Raw genomic sequence first — 20,723 nt, forward strand, 5'->3', positions numbered from 1 at the left:
TCAGGCTTTCCACTCATCCCACTGGTCTACGCCTTCGTAGGCCAGCCAAGGCACATCATGGGCCGTCCAGATGTGCGCGGTGGGCCTGACGCCCGGATCATCGTCCAGCGTCGCCACCCGTACAATGACGTGGGGCTGATGCCCACGCTCTGCCATCAGGTGTGAGCCGCAGCGCGAGCAGAAATGCCGGAGTTTACCCGGCGACGATTCGAAGGACGCCAGCCACTCCTGGCCCTGTGTCCAGCGAAAGTGCTCACGCATCACGCCGGCTGTTGCCACAAATGCCGCCGCGTGCACCTTGCGGCAGCTGTCGCAATGGCAGTGGCTGATGGGCATATCCAGGCTGTCGAGTTGATAGTGCACGGCCTTGCAGAAGCAACTTCCATGGAGCTGTTGAGTCATCGTGATCACCTCAGGGGGAGGGGGATAATTTACCTTTCGCCGACACGCTGCGCATCACAGTCATACAAGCCATTGCCCTTATTCCTACATTGCTCTAAATTGCGAAGCGTTCTCATTCGTGCGCAATATCATTATGCCTTTGTCTGCTGGGCCTCATTCTTCCCACGAACCCATTGGCCAACTCTACGGTGACCACCACCGCTGGTTGGTCAGCTGGCTGCGTTCGCGCCTGGGTTGCTCCCATCAGGCGGCTGACCTGGCTCAAGACACCTTCATTCGTTTATTGCTGGCCGAACGCACGCAGCCGGTGGCCGCTGAGTTGAAGGAACCACGGCATTTCCTGGTGACAATTGCCAAGCGCGTCATGATCGACAGCTTTCGCCGCAAAGCCCTGGAGCAGGCTTATCTCCAAGCCATGGCCGAGCAGCCGCAGGCTATGCCCATCTCGCCGGAGGAGCGGCTGTTGGTCATCGAAACCCTGCAGCGTCTGGATGCCATGCTCAATGGCTTGGGGCGTAAGGCCAAACGTGCCTTCCTGCTTTCGCAGTTGCAGGGCATGCCTTACAAGGACATTGCCGAACAGCTACAGGTCTCGGTAAGTTCGGTGACCAAATACATCGCCAAAGCCACCGAGCATTGCCTGATCTTCGCCCTGGAGCATTGACGGTGACCCGTGACGCGCAGCGCCAAGCCCTCAGCGGGGCGGCCCACTGGGTCGCACGCCTGGCAGCCGAGCCGGGCGACCCTGAGTTGCACGCGGCTTGGCTCGCCTGGCGAGATGAAAACCCGCTGAACCAATGGGCGTGGCAGCGCGTGGAACTCCTGCAAAGCCAGCTCCAGAGTCTGCCCGGCACGGTGGCCGTCAATGTACTGGACGTCGCTGCCGACCAATCCCGGCGATTTGGCCGCCGCGCACTGCTCAAGAGTGTGGTGATCGGTGCCGGCATGAGCGCCATCGGTTGGTCGGGCTATCGACAAGCGCCGCTGTGGATGGCCGATCAACGCACCACCACTGGCGAGCGCCACAGCCTGCGCCTGGACGATGGCACACGGCTGTCCCTCAACACCGCCAGCGCCGTGGACATCCACTACACCGCCGAGCAACGCTTGCTGATTCTGCGTGCCGGCGAAATCCTAGTGGAAACGGCCCCCGACCCACGCCCTTTGCGGGTACGCAGTGCCCAAGGTGAAATGCGCGCGTTGGGCACGCGGTTTACCGTTCGCCAGTTCGATGACTTCACCGGCATGAGCGTATTGCAACACGCGGTGGCGGTGCGTCAGGGCATCGAACCTGCGCAAACCGTGATCACCGCCGGCCAGACTGTCACGTTCGATACCCGACGCATGCTCTCCCTTCGGGCCAACGAACCTGGCGAAGGCGAATGGGCGCAGGGTCGGCTGATCGTCGACAACTGGCGCCTGGATCGCCTGCTGGCCGAATTGTCGCGCTACCGGTCGGGTTACCTGGGATGCGCGTCTGAAGTCGGCCATCTGACAGTCTCGGGGGCTTATTCCCTGGACGATATCGACCTTGCCCTCAACGCCCTGACCCACGCGCTGCCGGTGCGTCTCAGTGCACGCACCCGTTATTGGACGACCGTCGTCCCACGCGGCTGAAAATAATTATCAACAACTGTTGTCGATTGGCCGCATCTCGTTCGACTCCTCCTGCAAACCCCCTTCATTCGTTCGCACCTTCAGGAGTCAACATGCGCGCAGGGCAAACCTCAGTCGCCACTCAGCCGCTTCGGTCATTTCGCAAAAAGCCTTTGCAGGTCGCGCTGTTTGGCGTGTCGTTGATGGTGCAAGTCGGGCTGCTGGCCCCACTGTTTGCGACAGGTTCCAGCGCAATGGCTGCCAGCCAGCAGCAGGCTTTCGCCATTGCCCCAGGCCCGCTGGGCTCGGTATTGAGCCGATTTGCCAGTGATGCCGGCGTGGTGTTGTCCTTCGATTCGGGCCTGACCGCCGGCAAGCAAAGTGCCGGTCTGCAAGGTACTTACAGCATCGAACAAGGCTTTGCCCGACTGTTGGCGGGCAGCAACCTGGCGCTGTCCGTCAATAACGACGGCAGTTACGGCCTGGCGCCCCAAGCCAGCACGGGCACCCTGAGCCTTGGCGCCACCAGCATCAACGCTGAAGGGCTGGGGCTGACTACCGAAAACAGCGGTTCCTACACCACGGGTGCGGCCAGCACGGCGACGAAACTGCCGCTGTCCCTGCGTGAAACCCCGCAGTCGGTCAGTGTGGTCACTCGCCAACTGATGGACGATCAACACCTGTCGACCCTCAGCGAAGTGCTGAGCTTCACACCCGGCGTCAGCAGCAACCATCGAGACAGCGAGCGCTACTCCTTTTATTCCCGCGGCTTCGAGATCCAGAACTTCCAGTACGACGGGATTCCGTCCCAGATCGCCAACGAATCCCAGCAATTCATCGGCCCGCTTTCCGACATGGTCATCTACGACCGCGTCGAGGTCGTGCGCGGTGCCACCGGCTTGATGAGTGGTGCAGGCACGCCGTCGGCCACCATCAACCTGGTGCGCAAGCGCCCGACCAAAGACTTCCAGGCGCACATCGCGGGAGAAGCAGGCGCCTGGGACCGCTATCGCTCTGAAGTCGACGTGTCCGGCCCGTTGACCGAGACCGGCAATGTGCGTGGGCGTTTTGTCGCGGCGTACCAGAAACAGAAGTCCTTCGTGGACTGGTACAAGCAAGAGAAGCGTGTGATGTATGGCGCGCTGGATATCGACCTGAATGACTCCACTACCCTGCGCACCAGCCTGGATTACCAGAACAACGATGCCAATGGCACCAGCTATGGTCATATTCCGTTGTTCTACAACAATGGCCGCCAGACCGATTTCTCGCGCTCCTTCAACCCGGCGACGCGCTCCAGCTACATGGACAACACCAGCTACACCTTCACCACGATGCTGGACCACAAACTGGACAACGACTGGAGCTTGAAGACTGCCTACAGCCATCAGTATTCCTATCGCAAAGGGCAGGGCGCTTCCGCCAGTGGCAGCTACCCGGACCCGATCACAGGCCAGGGCGCCAAGGCGTTCATCTACCGCCTCGACAGCTACCAGGCCCAGGACACGCTCGATGTGTACGCCAACGGTCCGTTCCAGCTGGGAGGGCGTGAGCATGAATTGGTAGTGGGCGCGAGCACTTCGCACACTCACCTGAATTTCCCCAACTACAGCAGTACCCTGGCCGGCCAGGACAATGACTATGGTGATGTGGACAACATCTTCACTTGGGACGGCAGGCAGTATGGGCGCCGTTCCTACAACGAAGCCGGGGGGGCCGTTACCACGCTGCAACAGACCGGTGTGTATGGCGCGCTGCGTTTGAAACCGATGGACCCGCTGACCCTCATTCTCGGCACCCGCGTCAGTTGGTGGAAGCAGCTCGATGAGGTGACGGAATATGCCCTTACTCGCAAAAGACCGACAAGACCAAGAAGACCGGCGTTGTGACGCCCTACGCGGGCATCATCTACGACCTGAACGACACCTACTCGGTCTACGCCAGCTACACCAGCATCTTCCTGCCGCAGACGTTCTACAAAACCGCCAGCGGCGGCTTGCTGGCGCCGTTGGAAGGCGACAACTACGAGATCGGACTCAAGGGTGAATTCTTCGACGGTGCGTTGAACGCGAGCATCGCCCTGTTCGACATCGAGCAAAAGAACACCGCTGCCGACTCGGGTAACGATGCCACCGGCAAGACGGTGTACAAGGCCATCGCCGGCACCACCACGCGCGGTGTCGAAACCGAGATTTCCGGTGAAGTGGCCGCCGGTTGGAACGTATTCGGCGGCTACACCTACCGTGAATCGCACTCTAAGGACGGCGAGCGCGTGCAGGTCAACCAGCCGCTCAACCTGTTCAAGCTGGGCACCACTTACCGCCTGCCGGGTGCCCTGAGCCGCTTGACCGTGGGCGGCAATGTCACCTGGCAAAGCGAGATGTACGCCACCACCCAGATCAACTACACCGGGCCGTACTACAAGGCGGTCCAAGACCCCTTCGCTGTGGTGGGCCTGTTGGCCAACTACCAAGTGGACGAGCATTTGTCGGTGGGGCTGAACGTCAACAATCTATTCGACAAGAAGTATTACGACGGCATGGGCACGTTCAACTCGGGCTCCTACGGCGAGCCGCGTAACGCGATGGTCAATGCCAAGTGGACGTTCTGAAGTAAGTCGCAACACCAATGCGCGGCTGAAAGGTTGCGCATTGTTCGATGTCGCCTACTGTCAATGGAGGAGGTGACTTATGCACGTATTGGATCGAATCGAACGAAAAGTCCTGCTCAACGCTTCACGTAAACAAGTCTGGGAAGCCCTCACCGATGCCGAGCAATTCGGCCGTTGGTTCGGTATCGCACTCAAGGGTAAAACCTTCGTTGCCGGGCAAAGTATCGAGGCGCCGATCACTTATCCGGGCTACGAACATGTGATCTGGAAGGCCAGGATCGAACGCATCCTGCCGCAAACACTGTTTTCTTTCTGGTGGCATCCCTTCGCGGTAGAGGAGGGTGTCGACTACGACCAGGAAACCCCAACCTTGGTGGAATTCACCATTGAGGATCGGGCGCCGGGCATACTGCTGCGGGTGGTCGAATCCGGGTTCGATGCCGTGCCTGAGGCACGACGGCAGAAGGCCTTCAAAATGAATTCCCGTGGTTGGGACGAACAGATGGGCAACATCGAAAACTACCTGAGCCAGGCCCGCCAGGCTTGAAGGTAGCGGGCATCATCAGTGATGCCCGCCTTTCACCGGTCTCAGCTTTCGTGAGCGGTGGTGATCTCCAGGGTGTCGGTGTAAGTCACCACCACACTCTGCCCGACCTTGAGGTCTTTGAGGCCGGCGCGGATTTCCGGTTTCTCAACGTTCAACACCTTCGTCGCACCGGCTGGATTCTCCAGGGTGACCTGGTTTTTCTTCAGGTCGATATGAGTGATCTTCAGCTGCACCTGCACCTGGCGGAAGGCCGCGCCACCTGGGTTGGGGTTGTCGGCGGTGGCGCGGATCACGCCGGCTTTTTCGCTGGCGTCCGGAGCGCTCTTGTCCACGTCGGTGTCCAGCACTACGGCGACCGAGTGGGTGGTCAACACCTTGACCTGGTCGCCGACCTTGAGGTTGCCCAGGTCCTTGGCGGCATCGGTGAGTTGCACATGCACCTCACGGCCCTCGGCACCCGCAAGCACGACTTGATGCTTGGCGGCATCTACCGCCAGCACCTTGGTGGTGACTTCATCGGCTTCAAGGGATTTGGACAGCGGGATATCGGCGGCATGGGCCACCAAGTGGCCGGCGGACAGTAGAGTGGCCAAGGCGATTGCCTGGCGAAGGGAGCGAGATAACTTCATTGTCAGGACTTCCATGTGAGAGAAGCCCTGAGTCTAGTGGTGAGCCGGCGATGCGCAAATCTGCCGGCTCACGTTGTTGCCGTTCTGTTAGAAGTCCACGCTGGCCGACAGCTTGGCGACGCGCGGATCGCCTTGGCTCAGGAAACCGCCCTGGGCCGATTCCCAGTACTTCTCGTTGGCAACGTTCTCCACGGTGGCGCCGAGGGTGACATCACGCTGGGCCACCTTGAAGTTGTAGCGCGCGCCGATATCGAAGCGGTTCCATGCGGGCAGGCTCAGGTTGTTCGCTGCGTCGGCGTACTGCCCGCCGGTGCGTAGCATGCGTAGTTGAGGGTCACGCCTTGCAGGCCAGGCACATCCCAATCCACGCCAGCATTGAGCTGGAACGAAGGCACGCCGATGGCACGATTACCGTCGTTGGCGCCGTTTTGCGTGTCCTTGAGTTCGGTCTTCATCACCGTCACACCGCCCAGCAGGCGCAGGCCGCTGACCGGTTCGCCGAAGACGTTCAACTCAACGCCTTTGTTGATCTGCAGGCCTTCGCGAACGTAGCGCGCTGTCGTTGCATCGATGACCTGAACGTAACCGGCCCCAGGTTGTTCGATACGGTAAACACCCAGCGTTGCCCCATAGGTGCCCATATCAACTTTCACGCCGGCCTCAATCTGCTTGGAGCGCGCTGGCGCAAACACCTCGCCACCGCCGATGATGGTCCGGTTGCCCGAGTTGACGGGGGAGGTCGGGCCCTGGGCCAAACCTTCGATGCGGTTGGCATAGAAGGACACATGCTCCCACGGCTTGAAGACCAGGCCATAGACCGGCGTGGTGATCGACTCGTCGTAGTTGGCCGTGCGCGTGCCGCTCATGTAGTTGTAACCCTGCACGACAATCTGCTGGCGGCGTGCACCGACCGTCACCAACAGGCGGTCATCGAAGAACCCCAGCGTGTCGGACACCGCCGTACTGCGCACAAAGGTCTTGGCGGTGATGGTCGGGTCGCTGAAGTCGGTGCCCGGTGTATTGCGTGGATTGTTCAGGGCCGGTGGCGCACCGGTCACAGGGTTGTAGATATTGGTGAGGGTGCGTGGGCTGGCGAACACATAAGCGTTGCGCGCCTGGGTCCAGATGCCGGCCAAGCCGAAGTTGAGTCGATGGCTCACAGGGCCGGTCTGGAACTTGCCGTTCAGGCCACCCATGACGCTGCTGTTGTCTTCTTCATGGGCGATGGTCGAACCGCTGGCGGTGGCATTGCCCAGGTTATCGGTCAGGGTCACCGACGAGTAGCGCCCCATTTCGCGGGTGTGCTTGGCGCCTGCTGCCGCATAGGCCGTCCAGTTATCGTTCAAGTCATACTCGGCACGCAGCATCCCCAGGGTGTCTTCAAGGTTGGTGCTGCTCCAGCTCGGCGCGTAGTTGGTGTCGGTAGGCGGTGCATTCGGGACATGGGTGGCGGTGCCGAGGAAGACCGAGTTGCGCCCGCCGTTGATACGCTGCTTCTGGTACACAAAGTCACTCGACAAGCGCAACGCATCGCCACGGTAGTCCAGGCCGACGGCAAACAGCTTCGAGCGCTGGCTTTCATCATCGATACCGGTATCGCCTTCGCGCTGGGACAGGTTCACCCGTGCGCCAAAACGGTTGTCTTCACCGAAGCGCTCGCCAATATCCAAGTGTTCGCCCACCCGGCCATCACTGCTGATATCGGTGCTGAACCGACGCAGCGGCACGTCATCGGCGCGCTTGGGTTGCAGGTTCACACCACCGCCGATCCCCGAGCCGCCGGGCGTCACGCCGTTGATGAAGGCATTGGGGCCCTTGAACACTTCCACGCGCTCCAGGGCGTCGGTGGAGATGATCTGGCGCGGCAGGATGCCGTACAAGCCGTTGAAGGAAATGTCGTCGCCATTCAGTGGCAGGCCTCGGATCATGAAGGTCTGCGCCTGGTTGGCAAACCCCGACGCCTGGCGCACGGACGAATCATTGAGCAGCACATCGCCGACGGTTTCGGCCTGCTGGTCGCGAATCAGTTTCTCGGTGTAGGAGGCCATGCTGAACGGCACGTCCATGATGTCCTGGTTGCCCAGCACACCCAATTGGCCGCCGCGTGCCACTTGGCCGCCGGCGTACACCGGGGGCAGGGCGCTTGGCGCGGGGGCGTCGGCATTGATGTTGGTGGCGCCCAGCTCCAGCGTGTTGCCTTCCTGGCCGGTGTTCGCATCCTGCGGGGTGGCTGGGGTTGCAGCGTGAGCGCTGAGGCTCAGGGAGCAGCACAGGGCGAGCAGGGTTGGGCGCAACGGCACGGCGAATGGGGCGGGCATGGGCGATCCTGACGGCTAACCGTCATGTGTGAGGAAAAGGGCAACGGCGTTGCGCGTCCTCACTGCGCGGATACGACTCCGGCGCGAATGATAGTAATTATTATTAACGTCACGCAACAAATTTTTACTGACACGGTCTGCGCGCGTGGATGCCGAGTAGAATCACGCCCTGAAAGCGATTCCTGAGGTGCGGTACGGTGGATTTACAGCAGGGTTTTGTCCTGACCCGGCATTGGCGCGATACCCCGGCGGGCACGGAGGTCAGCTTCTGGCTGGCCACCGACCAGGGCCCGAGGTTTGTCCGCCTACCCGTGCAGACCTCGGTGATGTTCATCCCTGAGGCCCATCGCAAGCCGCTGGATTGGCTGCTCAAGGGCGAGCGCGATATCGAGCTGCGCTCCTTGCAGCTGTGCGATTTCCATCACCGGCCCGTCCTCGGCCTGTACACCCGCCAGCACCGCCAGGCGATGGACGTGGAAAAACGCCTGCGCGCGGCGGGCGTCGACGTCTACGAAGGCGACGTGCGCCCGCCCGAGCGCTACATGATGGAGCGTTTTATCACTGCCCCGGTGTGGTTCGGCGGCACACCCGACGCCAGCGGCGTACTGTGCGACGCACAGATGAAACCCGCGCCCGACTACCGTCCGCCGCTGAAGCTGGTGTCCCTCGACATCGAGACCACCGCCCAGGGCGATCTCTATTCCATCGCCCTCGAAGGCTGCAGCGAGCGCCAGGTGTACATGCTTGGCCCGCCGAACAAAACCGACGCCGTGGACTTCAAGCTCGACTATTGCGACACCCGTGCCCAACTGCTCGAACGCCTCAACCAGTGGCTGGCGCTGCACGACCCCGATGCGATCATCGGCTGGAACGTGGTGCAGTTCGACCTGCGCGTGCTGCACGAACATGCCCAGCGCCTCAATGTGCCGCTCATGCTCGGCCGGGGCGAAGAACCGATGGCCTGGCGCGAACACGGCAGCCGCAATCATTACTTTGCCGCCGCAGCGGGGCGCTTGATCATTGATGGCATCGAAGCCCTGCGTTCGGCCACCTGGAGCTTCGAATCCTTCAGCCTGGAGAACGTCGCGCAAACCCTGCTGGGCGAAGGCAAGGACATTTCCACGCCGTACCAGCGCATGGACGAGATCAACCGCATGTTCGCCGAGGACAAGCCCGCCCTGGCGCGCTACAACCTCAAGGACTGCGAGCTGGTCACGCGGATTTTCGAGAAGACCGAACTGCTCAAGTTCCTGCTGGAGCGCGCCAGTGTCACCGGCTTGCCGGCCGACCGCAACGGCGGCTCCGTCGCCGCGTTCACCCATTTGTACATGCCGTTGATGCATCGCCAGGGCTTCGTCGCGCCGAACCTGGGCGACAAACCGCCCCAGGCCAGCCCCGGCGGATTTGTCATGGACTCACGCCCTGGGCTTTACGAATCGGTGTTGGTGCTCGACTACAAAAGCCTCTACCCGTCGATCATCCGCAGTTTCCTGATCGACCCGGTGGGTCTCATCGAAGGCCTCAAGTACCCCGACGACAGTGACTCGGTAGAAGGCTTTCGCGGCGCACGGTTTTCCCGCACCCGGCATTGTCTGCCGTCCATTGTCGAGCGGGTTTCCGAAGGCCGCGAGGAGGCCAAGCGCGAACACAACGCGCCGCTGTCCCAGGCCCTGAAAATCATCATGAACGCCTTCTACGGCGTACTCGGCTCCAGCGGCTGCCGCTTCTTCGATACACGCTTGGCCTCGTCGATCACGATGCGTGGCCACCAGATCATGCGCCAGACCCGCGAACTGGTCGAAGCCCAAGGTTATGAGGTGATCTACGGCGACACCGACTCCACCTTCGTGTGGCTCGGCAGCGCGCATTCCCAGGAGGACGCCAGCCGTATCGGCAGGGCCTTGGTGCAGCACGTCAACGATTGGTGGCGCGAGCACCTGCTCACCGCGTTCGGCCTGCAAAGCGCCCTGGAGTTGCAGTACGAAACCCACTTCACGCGGTTCCTCATGCCGACCATCCGTGGCGCGGAGGAGGGCAGCAAGAAACGCTATGCCGGTCTGGTGGTGCGCAGCGATGGCAGCGAAGACATGGTCTACAAAGGCCTGGAAACCGTGCGCAGCGACTGGTCGCCCCTGGCCCGTCGATTCCAACAGGAACTCTACCAGCGCATCTTCCATCGCCAGCCCCACCAGGACTACATCCGCGACTACGTACGCCGTACCCTCAGTGGCGAATTCGATGAATTGCTGATCTACCGCAAGCGCCTGCGCCGCCGGCTGGACGACTACGAGCGCAACGTGCCACCCCATGTGCGCGCCGCGCGTCTGGCCGATGAGTACAACGACCGCCTGAACCGCCCGCGCCAGTACCAGCGCGGTGGCTGGATCAGCTACGTGATCAGCGTCAACGGCCCGGAACCGCTGGAAGTGCGGCAAGCGCCCATCGATTACGACCACTACGTCACCCGGCAATTACAGCCGGTGGCGGATGCGATCCTGCCGTTCGTGAATGACGATTTCAGCACCCTGGTGGGCGGTCAGATGGGCCTGTTTTAAAACGCTTGATTCGTCAGGGCGGCAGCCTGCACTCTCTGTCTCTGATGACCACCCAGACGGCGCTGCCACCATGACCCTGATCACACTGACCGGCACCACGGTCGAACTCCTGCCCCTGCAAAGGGAACACAAGGCCGCCTTGCTCGACGCCGCCGCCGATGGCGAATTGTGGAACCTGAAGGTCACCAACGTACCGGGCCCGGACACGGTTGATCAGTACATCGACACCGCCCTGGCAGGGCGTGACGCCGGTAGCGTGATCCCGTTCACCCTGGTGCGTCGTGAAGACGGCCAAGTGGTCGGCAGTACGCGGTTCTGGAAGGTCGACCGGGTCAATCGCAAGTTGGAAATCGGCCATACCTGGCTGGCGCTGTCCACGCAGAAAAGCGCGATCAACACCGAAGCCAAGCTGCTGTTGCTGACCTACGCGTTCGAAGTGCTCGACTGCGTGCGCGTGCAATTCACCACCGATGAACTCAACGAAAAGTCCCGCGCCGCGATCCTGCGCCTCGGCGCCGTGCAGGAAGGTATCGTACGTCACGAACGCATCATGCCCGACGGACGCAAGCGCAACTCGGTGCGCTTCAGCATCATCGATTCGGAATGGCCACAGGTGAAGGCGAACTTGCAGGCCAAACTGCAACGCTAGGAGGAAAAGCCCATGTACACGCTGTATGGCATCGACGAATCCGGCTCCTGCATGATCGAAATCGCCCTGCAACGCTGTGCAGTGCCGTGGCGACGGGTGGACGCGGCCTCCTGGGCGGAGGGTGAGGGCAGTGATGAGTTGGCCCGGATCAACCCGCTCAAACAGGTGCCCACCCTGGTCACCGCCGATGGCCAGGTGCTGACGGAAAGTGCCGCGATCCTGATCCACCTCGGCCTGGAATATCCCGCTTCGGACTTGCTGGCCGGCAATCGCGCGCAGATCATCCGCGGGCTGGTGTACATCGCGGCCAATTGTTACTCGGCCATCGGCATCATCGACTACCCGCAACGCTGGCTCGGCAACGTCAACGAAACCGTGCAGGCGCAATTGGTGACGGGCACCCGGCGCTACCTGCATCAGGCCTGGGTGGTGTTCGCCGATCAGTTCGACGAGCAACTGTTTGCGCCCAACGGCGTGCCGAATGCGTTGGGCCTTATGGCGGCGGCGGTGTCGCGCTGGGATGAAGCGCGAGAGGCATTGAACGGCCTGGCGCCGGGCTTTGCCCAGAGCCTGGCGCAGGTGGATGCCGACCCCATCGTCGCCCCCGTATTTGCACGGCATTGGCCCGAGTGGAAGGTCTCATGATGTTTCCGAAATCAGTGGAAACAATGACACTTGTGCCTACCAAACCCTTGCGTAGCGGGCGTCCTGTCCTACGCTTTCTTAAAGTGGTGTAGGAATCATCCTTGAATTTGACTGTCGCAGACATGAAACTCAAGAACCCTGCATGGAATACAAAGGAGGTGCGCATGCTCATCCGGTCGCTGACCCTGGCTACCTTGATGGCTTTTACGGGGCCGCTGTTGGCTGCTGATGATATCAACCCGCTCAAGCAAGACTTGGGCAAGGCCCGGCCGCTGGTGGTGGTGGAGCTTGATTCCGGCAACAACACCTTGGCGACCCTCAAGAAACAGTTGGACGAGCCTGCAACCAAGCAGTCCTTTGAAGAACGTAACATGGTGTTCTACACCGTGAAGTTCGGCAGTATCGGCGCCGAAGGCGAGAAGTTCGCCAAGGACCCCAAGGACAATAAAAAGCTCACGCCTCCGGAAACGAATGCACTGATCCGTGCCCTCAAACTGGGTGCCGGCAGTGGCACCAAAGTGATCCTGGTGGGCAAGGACGGCGAGAAGAAAGTCGAGAAAACCGTGCCACCGGATACCCTCGACCTGAAAGAGTTCTTCAGCGCCATCGACCAGATGCCGATGGCCGAGAAAGAAACCGCCGCTCCCGCCGAGCCTGAACCGGCAGCCGCTGCTCCGGCGGCGAAACCCGGTGCCAAGGCCGGCAAACCCGCCAAGCACGCAGCCCCGCAACCACTGGACGATTGACCCCCGCCAGGAGCCGGCCAGCCGGCTCCTGCAGCAGAAACTTGCAGCATCGACGCAACGAAGAATATGATAACCGTTATCATTTACGCCTCATTCTTCGCGCGCGCCTTCCATGTCTTCGACTCCTGCGGTAAGCCCCACTGATCTGGCCACCCTGTACCGCCAACAACATCGCTGGTTGCAGCAATGGCTGTGGCGTCGCTTGAACTGCCCGCAGAGTGCCGCCGATCTGGCTCAGGACACCTTTCTGCGGCTGCTGGCAAAAAACCAGCCGGTTGAAATTCTGGCGCCGCGCAGTTTCCTGGCGAAGGTGGCGCAGAGTGTGCTGTCCAATCATTTCCGTCGGCAAAAGCTGGAAAAAGCCTATCTGCAAGCCCTGGCCTTGTTGCCGGAAGAGTCTGTGCCCAGCGCCGAAACCCAGTGGATTCTGCTGGAAACCCTGATGGCCCTCGATGAAGTGCTCAGCCGCCTGGCCTTGCCGGTGCGCCAGGCATTCCTGTGGTCGCAGCTTGATGGTCTCAGTCACGGCGAGATTGCCGAGCGCCTCGGCGCCAGCGTTACCACGGTCAAGCGCTACATCGTCAAGGCGGGTGCGCAGTGCATCCTGCTGGACAGCCAACGTTGATGAATCCATCGCCGTTATCCCTCGAAGCCGCCGAACAGGCGATGCACTGGCAACTGGAATTACAGGCGCCGGACGTCACTGAACAGACCCGCGCCGATTGGCAGCGCTGGCGCGAGCAGGACCCGGCCCATGAACTGGCCTGGCAGCATTCCCAACGGTTTCTCCAACGCATGCAAGACGTGCGCGCGCCGGCTCATCAGGCCTTGGCTCGCGCAACGTTGCTGCCGGCAATGTCCCGTCGTCGAGTGATCAAGCACCTTGCCGTGCTGCTGGCGGCGGGCACTACTGCTTGGAGCGTCAAGGACACGGCGTTGGTGCAGCACTGGACCAGCGACTACAGCACCACCGTCGGCGAGCAGTGGCGCATCGGCCTGGCGGATAACACCCAGGTGCAGCTCAACACCGACACCGCCATCGATGTGAAATACACCGCGCACGCACGGAAAATCCAGGTGCTGCGCGGTGAAATCCTGGTGGACCCCAACCTCACCGACGCCCGTCCGCTGTGGGTGCAGACCGCCGAGGGCCTGACCCGTGCCGTCAGCGGTCGCTTCAGCGTGCGCCAGCGTGATGGCTTTACCCAGTTGGGGGCCGACCAGGGCGCACTGTCGGTGCAGATCCCGTCACGCAGCCTGGTGCTGCAAGCGAATGAGCTGGTCAGCTTTGATGCCCACACCTTGCTCGCCCGTCGTCCGCAACGGAATGGCGAGCTGGCCTGGAGCCGGGGCATGATCGTCGCCGAAGGCATGCGGTTGGAGGACTTCCTCGACGAGTTGAGCCGCTACCGGCGCGGGCGCCTGACCTGTGACCCGGTAGTGCGAGGCTTGCGTGTGTCCGGCACTTATCCGCTGTCCGACACCGACCGCATCCTTGCCGCGTTGGGGCAGACCTTGAAGCTGGACGTGCAGCATTTCACACGCTTCTGGGTCACCCTCAACCCCCGCCTGAACCGGGTTTGAATTTAGTTCGCGCCAGGGTGGTCCGTTTGCGTTTCTCACGAGACTTATATCCCCAGACACTACCTTCACTGGGGAATTGGGCATGCAGCCACGCACACCACATCGCAGAACGTTGAAAACCTCTCTGGCCCTGGCCGTCATGCAAGGCATCGCCAGCGTGACGGTCGCCACGCCATTGTTGCTGGCGTCGACCTGGGTTCAAGCGGCACCGGACCTGGATTTCGATATTGCGGCCGGCTCGTTGGCCGGGGCGCTCAATCAGTTCGGTCAGGCCAGCCAGATCCTGTTGTCGTACCCGGCGGCGCTCACGGATGGCAAGACCAGCCCCGGCCTGCACGGCCGGCATGACCTGGACACTGGCCTGGCGATCCTGCTCAGCACCAGCGATCTGCAAGCGGTGCATGGCAGCGCAAACCACTATTCACTGGAGCCACGCCCGGCGGATGGCGCGCTGCAACTGGGCACCGTATCGATCTCGGGCAAGGCACCGGGCTCGACCACCGAAGGCACCGGTTCCTATACCACGCAGTCGTCCAGCAGCTCGACGCGCCTGAATCTGACGCCACGGGAAACCCCGCAGTCGCTCACCGTAATGACCCGCCAGCGCCTGGATGATCAGCGCCTCACCAACCTCAGTGACACCCTCGATGCCACTCCCGGCATCATTGTGTTGCGCGATGGCCTGGGCTCGGAGAGTGACGGTTATTTTTCGCGTGGCTTCCAGATCCAGAACTTCGAAATCGATGGTGTGCCCACCGCCACGCGCATGGACAATTACACCCAAAGCATGGCCATGTACGACCGTGTCGAGATCGTGCGCGGCGCCACTGGCCTGATCAGCGGCATGGGCAATCCGGCGGCCACCATCAACCTGATCCGCAAACGCCCGACGGCCGAGGCTCGCGCCAGCGTCACGGCTGAAGGGGGCACCTGGGACCGTTATGGCACGGGCCTGGACGTCTCCGGCCCGCTGACCGAAACCGGCAATGTGCGCGGCCGGCTGGTCGCGGACTACAAGACCGAACACGCCTGGATCGACCGCTACAAGCAGGAAACCCAACTGCTCTATGGCATCACCGAATTCGACCTGAGCGAAGCCACGCTGCTGACCTTGGGCTTCAGCTATCTGCGCACCGACGTCGATTCGCCAGCGCGTTCCGGTTTGCCCACACGGTTTACCGACGGTTCGCGCACTAACCTTAACCGTTCGCTGAACACCGCTCCGGCCTGGTCCTACAACGATCATGAGCAGACCAGCTTCTTCACGTCTATCGAACATAAGTTCGACAGCGGCTGGAGCGCCAAGGCCGAATTCACCCGCACCGAAAACCAGTTCGACGAAGTCTTCAACTACGTCAACGGGTCCCTCAACCCGGATGGCAGCGGCACCACCCAATTACCGGTGCGTTTCTCCGGTACACCGCGCCAGGACAACCTCGACCTTTACGCCACCGGCCCCTTCGACCTGCTCGTACCGTGAGCACGAGCTGATCGCGGGTGTCACCTTGTCAAAATACAAGGAAAGCGTGCCGAGTTACGGCGGATGGCATTACGACTATTCCAGCTCGCCTGCCGGTGCCATCGACAACCTGCTCAACTGGGACGGCCAGTCAGCCAAGCCCGTGTTCAATGTCACCGGCAAATCCTCGGTGGATGAGAGCCAATACGCCGCCTACCTGAGCACACGGCTGCGGGTCACCGATGACCTGAGCGTGATCCTCGGCAGCCGCGTGATCGACTGGAAGCGCGAAACCGAAGACCGCCCTTACGGCGGCACGGCGACACGCTCCGACGAATCGGAAACCGGCGTCTATATTCCTTACGCTGGCGTGGTGTATGACCTCACCGACAATTGGTCGGCCTATGCCAGCTACACCAAAATTTTCAACCCTCAGGCCAGTTGGGTACGCGACATCAATAACAAGGCGCTGCCGCCGATGGAGGGCAAAGGGTATGAAGTCGGCCTCAAAGGCAGCTTCTTCGACGAGAAGCTGAACACCAGCCTGGCGTTGTTCAAGCTGGAGCAGGACAACCTGGCCATCTGGATCGACACCCCGGGCGGCAACACCTACCGCAACGAGCAGGGCACCACCACCGAAGGCGTGGAGCTGGAACTCAACGGCGAACTCGCTGACGGCTGGCAGGCCTCCGCCGGCTATGCCTATGCGGTCAGCACCGATGCCGACGACAAACGCATCGTCACCACCTTGCCGCGCCAGAGCCTGAAGACCTTTACCTCCTACCGTTTGCCTGGCGCGTTCAACAAACTGACCGTGGGCGGCGGGGTGAACTGGCAGAGCAAGGTCGGGGAAGACCTGCACACCTTCAGCCAGGGCAGCTACGCCATCACTCACCTGCTGGTGCGCTACGACGTGACACCCAAACTGAGCGCCTCGCTGAACCTCAACAACCTGTTCGACCGTGAATACCTGAGCTACGCCGGCAACCACGGCATGTACGGGCCGCCGCGTAACCTGATGACCAGCGTCAAATACGACTTCTGACGTAGCGATTGAACGGCGCCCTCAAGGCGCCGTTTTTGCGACAGGCGCCTTGCGCACCGGAAACGGAAAGTAGAAAAACCGCAAAAACGCCACCCGCTTGATCACTTCCCCGATCAACAAAGGCACCACCACGGCCACCCCAAAACCCACGCAGGCCGCCACAAGCGCGTGCAGCCCCAGGCGCTCCAGCAGGTCAACCGTCTTGTGCTGGATCTCGCCGTGGAAGATCAGCAGGATCAAGGTGTTCTGGCCAATGTAGGTCATCGCCCGTGTGATGACGGTCGATACCATCAGCACCCGCGCCAGCGACCAGCACGCGTACACGCCGAGCACCGCGAGCAGGCTGGTCCACAGCCAGTGGTCGTAGCGGCGCTGCGCCAAGTCCATGGTGGCGTGGCTGTAGAGGAACACGGCGGCGAACAATGCCACCGACATCAGCAGCCCCAGCCACGATCCCTCATGTCGACGCAGCCAGTCGCGCAGCAGGTAGCCGCAGATGAAGTAGGTGCTGCTGATCAGGGTGATTTCCAGGCCGAAGGGCAGGCCGGGCAACGTCCAGGTCTGCCCGCCGACGCTCACCGGGATTTGCCAGAACCACGGCAGTACCCAGATGCCGATCAACAGTTGCACCACCATCAGCAGGCAACTCACCGGCAGTGACAGCTTCAGGCGCTGGATCAGGCGCAGCATCACCCAACTGAACAGGATCGCTACCCAGAAATGCGGCAGAAACCACAGTGCCTGCCAGGGAATGGTATCCACCGAGGCATACAGCACGCCGCCGATATCCGGCAACAGGGCTTGGCCGCGGAGCACGTCGCGTACGATCACGTACACCAGCATGGTGAAGAAAAACGGCTTGAGCAGGCCATCGGCCTTGCGCACGGCCATCTCCACAAACGGCTGCTCGGGCTTGAAAAAAACGCCGGAGAGGAAAAAGAACAACGGCAAGATGAACGAGGCGATGATCGGGTACTGCAACTCCAGCGAGTTCGCCACGAACCAACTGTGACCGTACACGATCATCAGGATGCCGATGCCCTTGGCAATGTCCATTTGAATCCAACGATGTTTCATCCGCCTATCCCCGATCGATCATTCATGCCTTGCGCCACGGCTTGAGCCACAGCCCCATCCCCAGCAACACCACGGCGCCGGCCAGGGTGCTCAGCCCCAGTTGCAGCCACACGCCTTCAATCCGATACAGCGCCAACGCCGCCACGCCCATCAGCACGGCACTGAGCAGCCAGCTCCGCACCCAAGGCAGGGCGCCGAGCAAGGCCTGGCGGTGCATCAGCAGCAGCGCGGTGCAGATCACCCCGGCCAATGCCGCCAACGGAATCCCCGCCAAGCCGAACACAAACGGCAGCACGCCGAGCAGCATCACGTTGACCAGGCTGCCGAGCAATTCGCAGCGCAATGGCTGGCGCGTGTCCCCGGCCGCGTAGGCATACCGCGCGAGCAAAGCGTTCCAGGCGCCAAATACCAACGGCACGGCAAACCAGGCCAGCAGCAGCGGCAATGGCGAGTCCAGCGATTGCTTGGGCAGCAGCAACGCCACCAGGCTCGGGGCCGCTGCCACCAGGCCGACACCGGCGGGCAGGGTCAGTACGCTGGCGGTTTCCAAGCCGCGCTTGAGCAGGGCGAGGCGTTCATCGCCCTGGCGGCGGCTCATCATGCCCAGCAGCACTTGGTTGAGGCTCATCAGTGCAATCAGCGGCAGGTTCATCAGCTTGCGTGCCAGGTTGACCCAGGTCACCGCGCCTTCACCCAGCAGCGACGCCACCAGCCGTTCGATCAGGGCCAGGCCTTGGCTGGCGCCGTTGCTCAACAACAATGGACCGATGCGCTGGCCCAACTCTCGCAGTGGCGCCCACGAAAACTGCCAGCGCCACGGCCGCCAGCCCTGGCGCCACATCGATGGCAGCAGCGCCAACGGCATCAACAGGCTGCCGGCCAGGCAGGCCAGGGCCAGCGAGTGCGGTTGGGTCGCGGTGCCAGCGAGGGCCAGGTAGGTTACCGGTGGCAGGTTGAACAACAACGAACCCAGGCCGGCCAGCACAAAGCGCTCGCTGGCCTGCAACGGGATGCTGAACAGCGCGTGCAGCATCAGCCCCGGCACGCACCAGGCCACGATCTGCAAGTTGCTGCTGGCGAGCGCCGTGGCACTCGCCGCCAAGCCCGGTCCGAGCAGTTGCACCAGCCACGGCGCGAACAGCGTCAGCAACAGGCTGGTGATCAGCGCGATCAGCAGCAGCGCCGGGAACAACACGGCCAGCCAGCCCAGACGTTCGTCGTCCTTGCGCGCCAGGTACAGCGGCAGCGCGGCCGCACTCAGCACGCCGCCGGCGAGTGACATGCGCAGCGCTTCCGGCAAAAACAGCGCAATCAGGAACGCATCACTGCGCTCGCCCGCGCCCCAGGCCGCCACCAGCAACCATTCGCGGGCAAAGCCCAGGCACAGGCCCAGCAGTGTCGCCAGCGTCAGCCAGACGGCGGAGCCCAGCATCAGGGCTTCGCGCCATCAAGCACGGGTTTGCGAAAGACCACCGGTTTGACCTGCGGCAGGCGTGCCGGAAACAGCCGCCGTGCCTCCAGCACGTTGATGCCGACCATCAGCCAGAACAGCGCGACCATCACCACGGCGAAGCTGAAGTAGTGGTCGAACAGGCCGCTGACCAGCGCCGAGAGAATCCCGGCCGTGGTGCCCAGCCACAGCGCATTGTCCTTGGTCAGACGGATCGGGCCGTTTTCCGGGCGGGCTTCACGCCACCAGCGCACGGTCACCGCGATGAAGAACAGCATGCCAACGATGCCGGTCTTGTAGATGTAGTTCAGCCACAGGTTGGAGATGCCCAGCAGGTGGGTGTCAGGCACCGGTGGGTCGACCTTGAAGCCGATGCCGAACGGGTACGACGCCACCGCCTGCGGGAACATGCGGTATTCGTCGAAACGTACTTCGGTACTGGCGTTGCTCGAAGAGAAGATCGTCGCCAAGCGTTCCTGCAACGGTGGGTAGGCCATCACCAGCACGACGGTCAACACCGCGCCGATCATCAGCAGACGCCCGGTGTAGGGCACCCGGCGCGTGGCCATCCATAGCAGCACCAACGCCAGGCTGACCATCGCCCCCCGGCTACTCGCCAGCAGCAAGGCCGCCGCGCCCAGGCACGCCACGCCCAGGCCCAATGCACGTTTCCAGCCTTGTTCGGTCATGCCGAAACAGAAGGCCAGGGGCAGCAACAGCGCCATGATCCCGCCGATGGCATTCGGGTGCATCCACGGCGAGCCCATGCGCGAAGCCATGGCTTCCAGGCCGAATTTCAGCATGTCGAAGTTGCCGTAGTTGAACAGCGCCAGCACTGGCGCGATGCCGGCCCCGGAGCGCGTGCGCACGAACACCGCAATCGACAGCACCAGCATCGCCAGGCTGCCCAGCAGCAGGGCGATCACCAGGGACTCGCGGTGCTTGTGGTCCACCAGCAACTTGGCGCAGAGGAATACGCCCGACAAGTTCAGCAACCAACGCAGCCAGTTGGCCACGCCGCTGCTGTCGGCGTGGATGGTGACCTGGCCGACAATAAAGGGAAACACACTGAACAGCATCAGCCACAACAGCATCTGGTCGGTCGGGCGCCGGGTGAGGCTCGGCGTATCCGGCAGGCGCACCAGGAAGCTGTTCCACAGCACGGCGCCCCAGGTCATCGCCAAAATGGCTTCGCTGACGGTACTGCGAATGCCCAGGTTGATCGTGGAATACGGCATGAACGTCGCCACCAAGGCAAAGAGCAGGAGGCCCCAGAAAGGAAAGCGCAGGATGGTCACCGCCCCGGCCAGGCCGATCACGGCGAGGAACGCCTTGGCCGGCGACAACAACAGGGCAACGGCGCCAAACAACAGGCCGAAGAGGATGGCGACGAGGCTGGGCAGGGTCATT

16 protein-coding genes and 2 pseudogenes are annotated in these 20,723 nt (G+C 62.1%); 12 read left to right on the plus strand and 6 right to left on the minus strand.

Translation table 11 applies throughout. The features are described from left to right. The gene (locus OZ428_RS11620) at positions 1 to 402 is read right to left on the minus strand and encodes a GFA family protein (protein ID WP_269133403.1); all 402 of its coding nucleotides are present in this window, start codon (positions 400 to 402) and stop codon (positions 1 to 3) included. Between the two features lie 133 nt (positions 403 to 535). Here OZ428_RS11620 and OZ428_RS11625 point away from each other — a divergent pair, with 133 nt between their 5' ends. The 5 genes from OZ428_RS11625 to OZ428_RS11645 all read left to right on the plus strand — a co-directional run bounded on the left by OZ428_RS11625 (position 536) and on the right by OZ428_RS11645 (position 5,156). Beyond that, positions 536 to 1,066 carry a sigma-70 family RNA polymerase sigma factor gene (locus OZ428_RS11625; RefSeq protein ID WP_269134169.1) on the plus strand — a complete coding sequence of 177 codons (531 nt, stop codon included), beginning with the start codon at positions 536 to 538 and terminating at the stop codon, positions 1,064 to 1,066. 2 nt (positions 1,067 to 1,068) lie between these two features. Continuing rightward, positions 1,069 to 2,019 (plus strand): FecR domain-containing protein, encoded by a 951-nt coding sequence (locus OZ428_RS11630; RefSeq protein WP_269133404.1) that lies wholly within the window; start codon positions 1,069 to 1,071, stop codon positions 2,017 to 2,019. 92 nt (positions 2,020 to 2,111) lie between these two features. Beyond that, positions 2,112 to 3,887, plus strand: coding sequence for a TonB-dependent siderophore receptor (locus OZ428_RS11635; protein ID WP_269133430.1), 1,776 nt, complete (start codon positions 2,112 to 2,114; stop codon positions 3,885 to 3,887). Further along, positions 3,884 to 4,609 (plus strand): TonB-dependent siderophore receptor, encoded by a 726-nt coding sequence (locus OZ428_RS11640; protein ID WP_269133431.1) that lies wholly within the window; start codon positions 3,884 to 3,886, stop codon positions 4,607 to 4,609. The genes OZ428_RS11635 and OZ428_RS11640 overlap by 4 nt, the downstream gene beginning before the upstream one ends. Positions 4,610 to 4,688: 79 nt before the next feature. Then, positions 4,689 to 5,156, plus strand: a complete 468-nt coding sequence (locus OZ428_RS11645; RefSeq protein ID WP_061436001.1) for an SRPBCC family protein — start codon at positions 4,689 to 4,691, stop codon at positions 5,154 to 5,156. A gap of 41 nt (positions 5,157 to 5,197) precedes the next feature. Here OZ428_RS11645 and OZ428_RS11650 read toward each other — a convergent pair whose 3' ends face one another. Then, on the minus strand, positions 5,198 to 5,785 hold the full coding sequence (locus tag OZ428_RS11650; RefSeq protein WP_269133432.1) for a hypothetical protein: 588 nt from the start codon (positions 5,783 to 5,785) through the stop codon (positions 5,198 to 5,200). 87 nt (positions 5,786 to 5,872) lie between these two features. Then, a pseudogene (locus OZ428_RS11655) lies at positions 5,873 to 8,103 on the minus strand (TonB-dependent receptor). A gap of 197 nt (positions 8,104 to 8,300) precedes the next feature. On the opposite strand from OZ428_RS11655, the gene OZ428_RS11660 reads away from it, so the two are divergent. From OZ428_RS11660 to OZ428_RS11690, 7 genes and pseudogenes are all read left to right on the plus strand, one after another. After that, a complete protein-coding gene (locus tag OZ428_RS11660; RefSeq protein WP_269133433.1) occupies positions 8,301 to 10,658 on the plus strand; it encodes a DNA polymerase II in 2,358 nt (785 codons plus the stop codon). A gap of 70 nt (positions 10,659 to 10,728) precedes the next feature. Continuing rightward, positions 10,729 to 11,307 carry a GNAT family N-acetyltransferase gene (locus OZ428_RS11665; RefSeq protein ID WP_269133409.1) on the plus strand — a complete coding sequence of 193 codons (579 nt, stop codon included), beginning with the start codon at positions 10,729 to 10,731 and terminating at the stop codon, positions 11,305 to 11,307. Between the two features lie 12 nt (positions 11,308 to 11,319). Next, positions 11,320 to 11,952 carry a glutathione S-transferase gene (locus tag OZ428_RS11670; protein ID WP_269133410.1) on the plus strand — a complete coding sequence of 211 codons (633 nt, stop codon included), beginning with the start codon at positions 11,320 to 11,322 and terminating at the stop codon, positions 11,950 to 11,952. 164 nt (positions 11,953 to 12,116) lie between these two features. Next, complete coding sequence (locus tag OZ428_RS11675; protein ID WP_016974820.1) at positions 12,117 to 12,698, plus strand: DUF4174 domain-containing protein; 582 nt, start codon at positions 12,117 to 12,119, stop codon at positions 12,696 to 12,698. A 112-nt stretch (positions 12,699 to 12,810) separates the two neighbouring features. Next, entirely contained in the window at positions 12,811 to 13,323 is a 513-nt protein-coding gene (locus OZ428_RS11680) for a sigma-70 family RNA polymerase sigma factor (protein ID WP_177112107.1), read from the plus strand. Further along, positions 13,323 to 14,282, plus strand: a complete 960-nt coding sequence (locus OZ428_RS11685) for a FecR domain-containing protein (protein ID WP_269133434.1) — start codon at positions 13,323 to 13,325, stop codon at positions 14,280 to 14,282. Before OZ428_RS11680 ends, OZ428_RS11685 begins: the two co-directional genes overlap by 1 nt. A gap of 139 nt (positions 14,283 to 14,421) precedes the next feature. Next, positions 14,422 to 16,786 (plus strand): annotated as a pseudogene (locus tag OZ428_RS11690) (TonB-dependent siderophore receptor). A gap of 21 nt (positions 16,787 to 16,807) precedes the next feature. Here the strand turns inward: OZ428_RS11690 and OZ428_RS11695 are convergent. From OZ428_RS11695 to OZ428_RS11705, 3 genes are read right to left on the minus strand one after another with little or no spacing between them, the layout of a single operon-like run. Further along, a complete protein-coding gene (locus OZ428_RS11695; RefSeq protein ID WP_269133435.1) occupies positions 16,808 to 17,863 on the minus strand; it encodes an acyltransferase family protein in 1,056 nt (351 codons plus the stop codon). 22 nt (positions 17,864 to 17,885) lie between these two features. Continuing rightward, entirely contained in the window at positions 17,886 to 19,295 is a 1,410-nt protein-coding gene (locus OZ428_RS11700; protein ID WP_269133436.1) for a lipid II flippase MurJ, read from the minus strand. After that, complete coding sequence (locus OZ428_RS11705; protein WP_269133437.1) at positions 19,295 to 20,722, minus strand: O-antigen ligase family protein; 1,428 nt, start codon at positions 20,720 to 20,722, stop codon at positions 19,295 to 19,297. The genes OZ428_RS11700 and OZ428_RS11705 overlap by 1 nt, the downstream gene beginning before the upstream one ends. Between the last annotated feature and the right edge of the window lies 1 nt (position 20,723).

The sequence above is a fragment of the Pseudomonas sp. GXZC genome (assembly GCF_026967615.1).
Lineage (GTDB): Bacteria > Pseudomonadota > Gammaproteobacteria > Pseudomonadales > Pseudomonadaceae > Aquipseudomonas > Aquipseudomonas azotoformans_A.

Excerpts from the sequence above, each read along its gene's own strand:
- OZ428_RS11665 (WP_269133409.1), top strand. The coding sequence starts at position 10,729 with ATGACCCTGATCACACTGACCGGCACCACGGTCGAACTCCTGCCCCTG.
- OZ428_RS11685 (WP_269133434.1), top strand. The coding sequence starts at position 13,323 with ATGAATCCATCGCCGTTATCCCTCGAAGCCGCCGAACAGGCGATGCAC.
- OZ428_RS11705 (WP_269133437.1), bottom strand. The coding sequence starts at position 20,722 with ATGACCCTGCCCAGCCTCGTCGCCATCCTCTTCGGCCTGTTGTTTGGC.
- OZ428_RS11620 (WP_269133403.1), bottom strand. The coding sequence starts at position 402 with ATGACTCAACAGCTCCATGGAAGTTGCTTCTGCAAGGCCGTGCACTAT.
- OZ428_RS11645 (WP_061436001.1), top strand. The coding sequence starts at position 4,689 with ATGCACGTATTGGATCGAATCGAACGAAAAGTCCTGCTCAACGCTTCA.
- OZ428_RS11675 (WP_016974820.1), top strand. The coding sequence starts at position 12,117 with ATGCTCATCCGGTCGCTGACCCTGGCTACCTTGATGGCTTTTACGGGG.
- OZ428_RS11695 (WP_269133435.1), bottom strand. The coding sequence starts at position 17,863 with ATGAAACATCGTTGGATTCAAATGGACATTGCCAAGGGCATCGGCATC.
- OZ428_RS11670 (WP_269133410.1), top strand. The coding sequence starts at position 11,320 with ATGTACACGCTGTATGGCATCGACGAATCCGGCTCCTGCATGATCGAA.
- OZ428_RS11625 (WP_269134169.1), top strand. The coding sequence starts at position 536 with ATGCCTTTGTCTGCTGGGCCTCATTCTTCCCACGAACCCATTGGCCAA.
- OZ428_RS11650 (WP_269133432.1), bottom strand. The coding sequence starts at position 5,785 with ATGAAGTTATCTCGCTCCCTTCGCCAGGCAATCGCCTTGGCCACTCTA.
- OZ428_RS11680 (WP_177112107.1), top strand. The coding sequence starts at position 12,811 with ATGTCTTCGACTCCTGCGGTAAGCCCCACTGATCTGGCCACCCTGTAC.
- OZ428_RS11700 (WP_269133436.1), bottom strand. The coding sequence starts at position 19,295 with ATGCTGGGCTCCGCCGTCTGGCTGACGCTGGCGACACTGCTGGGCCTG.
- OZ428_RS11635 (WP_269133430.1), top strand. The coding sequence starts at position 2,112 with ATGCGCGCAGGGCAAACCTCAGTCGCCACTCAGCCGCTTCGGTCATTT.